4 protein-coding genes are annotated in these 3,562 nt (G+C 42.8%); 3 read left to right on the forward strand and 1 reads right to left on the reverse strand.

Translation table 11 applies throughout. The features are described 5' to 3' along the window. Positions 1-170 precede the first annotated feature (170 nt). Complete coding sequence (locus ACE1AQ_RS14980) at positions 171-434, forward strand: DUF3134 domain-containing protein (RefSeq protein WP_002760451.1); 264 nt, start codon at positions 171-173, stop codon at positions 432-434. A 45-nt stretch (positions 435-479) separates the two neighbouring features. Further along, entirely contained in the window at positions 480-1,547 is a 1,068-nt protein-coding gene (mraY, locus tag ACE1AQ_RS14985; RefSeq protein WP_110544964.1) for a phospho-N-acetylmuramoyl-pentapeptide-transferase, read from the forward strand. Here mraY and ACE1AQ_RS14990 read toward each other — a convergent pair whose 3' ends face one another. Further along, positions 1,548-1,871 (reverse strand): iron-sulfur cluster assembly accessory protein, encoded by a 324-nt coding sequence (locus ACE1AQ_RS14990; protein WP_008202658.1) that lies wholly within the window; start codon positions 1,869-1,871, stop codon positions 1,548-1,550. A gap of 479 nt (positions 1,872-2,350) precedes the next feature. On the opposite strand from ACE1AQ_RS14990, the gene ACE1AQ_RS14995 reads away from it, so the two are divergent. Further along, complete coding sequence (locus tag ACE1AQ_RS14995) at positions 2,351-3,358, forward strand: GNAT family N-acetyltransferase (RefSeq protein ID WP_008202657.1); 1,008 nt, start codon at positions 2,351-2,353, stop codon at positions 3,356-3,358. Positions 3,359-3,562 lie beyond the last annotated feature (204 nt).

Here is a 3,562-nt window from a genome sequence, read left to right on the forward strand (position 1 = left end):
ACTCAAAACGGACGTGGAGAAAGAGTCAGACTTAAGCAATTAAGCGTTTTTCGGTGAAGCGTCAACCCCATTCAGCGACCACCCTAAAAAAGTGGCGTGGTGAGGAATCGCCGTCCGTTTTACGGCGGCGAGGATGTCAACAGAGCCTTAAAAGACATGGTAAACTCGAAATGATTGCTGCTAATCGTCGAGTAATTATGCTTAATCCTTCTATTCGTCAAGAACCCCGCTATGAACCGGCCGCGGTTATTCCCCTAAAAAAAGACGCTTCCATTGTCGAGTGGTTAGAAAAAAATAATCGCATGATTCCCCGGGATAAAATCGCCGAACCGGATCTGACTCTGGAAGAAGATGTGGAACTATCTGAACTGATGGATGTCGATGATATCGGTTATGATGACGACGAGGATGAATTAGTCTTAGATGAAGATTAATCCCGTCTTCTTTGGCAAATTTTCCCCTTATCTGGCGCTTTAGTCGTGAACGCTAACATTTTTTCCGCCCCTATCTTCAAAAAACCCACTGGAACCCATCTCCTGATTCTACTAACGGGATTACTATTTCTGTTAGTAGTTTTTTTTCAGTCCACTAATTCCCTGTTACTCCCCCTGATGGCGACGACATTAATCAGTGCTGGTCTTGGTTGTCAAGTAGTACCGATGCTGCGGCGCTTGAAAATGGGCCAGATCATGCGCGAAGATGGACCACAGGCTCATTTAAAGAAAGCAGGAACCCCGACAATGGGAGGCAGCTTTTTTGTGCCAGTAGCCCTTATTTTCGCTTTAATCTGGTCTAAATTTACTCCTAATGTGGTGGCGGTTGCTTTGCTGACTTTTGCTTACATGGGTATCGGTTGGTTAGATGATTGGCAAATTCTGCGTTATAAGTCGAATAAGGGCCTATCTCCCCGGATGAAGTTAATTTTACAGATAGCGGGGGCGGTGCTTTTTTGTCTCTGGATGTTGGTCAATCAGGTGAGTACCGATATCACCCTTTGGGGTCGATTAGTCATTCCTTTGGGCTTTTTCTTCTGGATTTTGGCGGCATTTGTCCTTGTGGCTGAAAGTAACGCCACTAATCTCACCGATGGGGTGGATGGATTAGCAGGGGGAACTGGTGCGATCGCATTTTTGGGTTTAGGTATTATTATCGCCCCTAGTCATCCGGATTTAGCGATTTTCTGCACTTGTTTTGCTGGTGCTTGTCTAGGCTTCATTTTTCATAACCGCAACCCCGCTAAAGTCTTTATGGGTGATACGGGTTCCCTCGCTTTGGGAGGCGCTTTAGCTGCGGTGGGTTTAATTACTGGACATCTCTGGGGATTATTTTTAATTAGTGGTCTGTTCTTTCTGGAATCTCTTTCGGTAATCGCTCAGGTTATCTATTATAAAGCCACAAAAGGACCCGATGGCCAGGGCAAAAGATTGTTAAAAATGGCTCCTTTTCATCATCATTTAGAATTAAGTGGTTGGACGGAAACCAAGATTGTGGGCGCATTTTATCTGGTTAATGCCCTTTTAGTTGTCTTGGCTATTTGGAGCAGTTAATTAAGCGCTAAAGGAAAGACCACAACCACAGGTATTTTGGGTGTTGGCATTGGTAAAACGGAAACCACCACCCATGAGATCTTCTGAATAGTCTAATTTTAAAATTTGTAGGTAGCGATCGCTGTCAGGATCGACTAAAATATTAATACCCTGACTTTGATAAAAGCGATCGTTTTCTCCCGCAATAGCGGTTAATTCGAGATGGTAGTGAAGTCCCGAACAACCACCGTTTTTTACTGTCAAACGCAGAGAGGAACCACTCAGGCGACGGCTTTGACTCCAACGTTCAATTTCTCTAGCGGCGGCGGGACTTAATTCGATCATTGTTTTTGAGACTATTGTAATAATATCAAGTTCTTGTGAAGTTATACCACAGTTGTTGTCAAACTTTATGTTAAGAAAGATGTGACTAATTGATACCCCACTGGGACAGCACTAGCAAATCCCTTGCCATGGCCACTAGGTGCGCCAGCTACAACGTCTTTGCCAGCAAGGTCTGCCCATTCCTCCCTGACCCCCCTTACCCCGATGTAATCCCCCACCGGCCGGTGCTTCTCGTCGTCAACGGGAAGCCTTAGCTTGTCAAATTGAGTTTTCTCGGGTTACAGTTTTCTCAGGTTGAGGCTCCACTGACTTTTCTGCACCACTAAGACTGAAACAGTCCAGTAGGGTGCCTTGAGCAGCTCATCCACCAAACAACCGTCAATTATGATCAACCCTGGAAAGAAGCATTAAGTGAGTATTTTGAAGCGTTTTTATGCTTCTTCTTATCTGTTGCCAAAGCAGACTTGTCAGAATATAGTATGGAAAACAAGCATAATCTTGGCGAAACTATGTATCATCAACGACTAGCTAGACCTGAAGATGCAATAGCGATCGCTCCTCTTTGGCGAGATTTTGCTCAAAGGCGATCGGAAGTTGATCCCTCGATCAATCTGAAACCTGATTTTGACTATGAAGGATATGTGAGCTATCAGCTTAAAAAACCGCTATCTTTCGGTTTTGTCTTGGAATATGAGCAGCAAATCGTCGGGTTTCTCTTTACTTATGTTTATGATGAGACCCCACCTCCCCAGATTTCTGCTTTGGAAATGTGGGAAAATCCTTTCATTCCCCGTCGTGTGGGTGCAGTTTTGGGGATGTATGTTAAAGAAAAGCACCGCAAACCGGACACGATTAATTTGTTGATTAAAGCGGCGATCGCTAAAGCGGAAGAACTAAAGGTTAGCGATATTGACTTATTAATCAGTATGGATCAGCAAGGGATTCAGGTATTATTAGAACGCTTGGGCTTTGTTAAAGCAGCGATTCAATATACAAAACATTTTAACATATCGGATAAGAATTTACCGAATTTACACCAGGCTCATTTAAGGCTTAGAGAAAAGGAAGTTATACCGACTGGAACAATTGTTTTAAGGGATATAAAAACTCAAGAAATTGTTAAGAATTCTCAAGGAAAGCCAATTTTTTTAGAGCCAGTTAGGGATGCAGCAGGAAAGGCTTTGACGAGTTCGATGGGTTTACCGATTTATCCTCTCCCTTTACGAGATCCGAATACTCATAATTTCATCTTTGATGAGGAAGAAAATCTCATCTTATGTCCTATCTTACAAGAACTAGGGGGTGAGGTAGTAGAATTTGGAGGAATCCCTCAATTTTGTCCACCTGTTTATGAACAAGTAGATGGGAAATTATGCTTGAAGCAAGATAGTAATGGCAATTATGTTTTTGCAGAAGTAGAACGGGATGAGTCAGGAAAAATTAGGCGATTACCAGAAGGAAAACCACTCTTTAAATCCACCAATTGATCTTTAAACTCTCTGGAAAACGGGTTTCTTGAAGAAACCTGTTTTCTGTGGGTTTTTTGCGGGAAGCATCCCCCTATGCTCCTAGGTTAAAGGGGTAAAGTCATAACAATCCGTTGCCAAAACCGACTTTTCAGAATATAATAGAGAAGAGTAGTCATTCATCACTCAGATTAGTTAAGATGACATTACATGACTAATAATACT

The organism is Microcystis sp. BLCC-F209, assembly GCF_041928595.1.
Lineage (GTDB): Bacteria > Cyanobacteriota > Cyanobacteriia > Cyanobacteriales > Microcystaceae > Microcystis.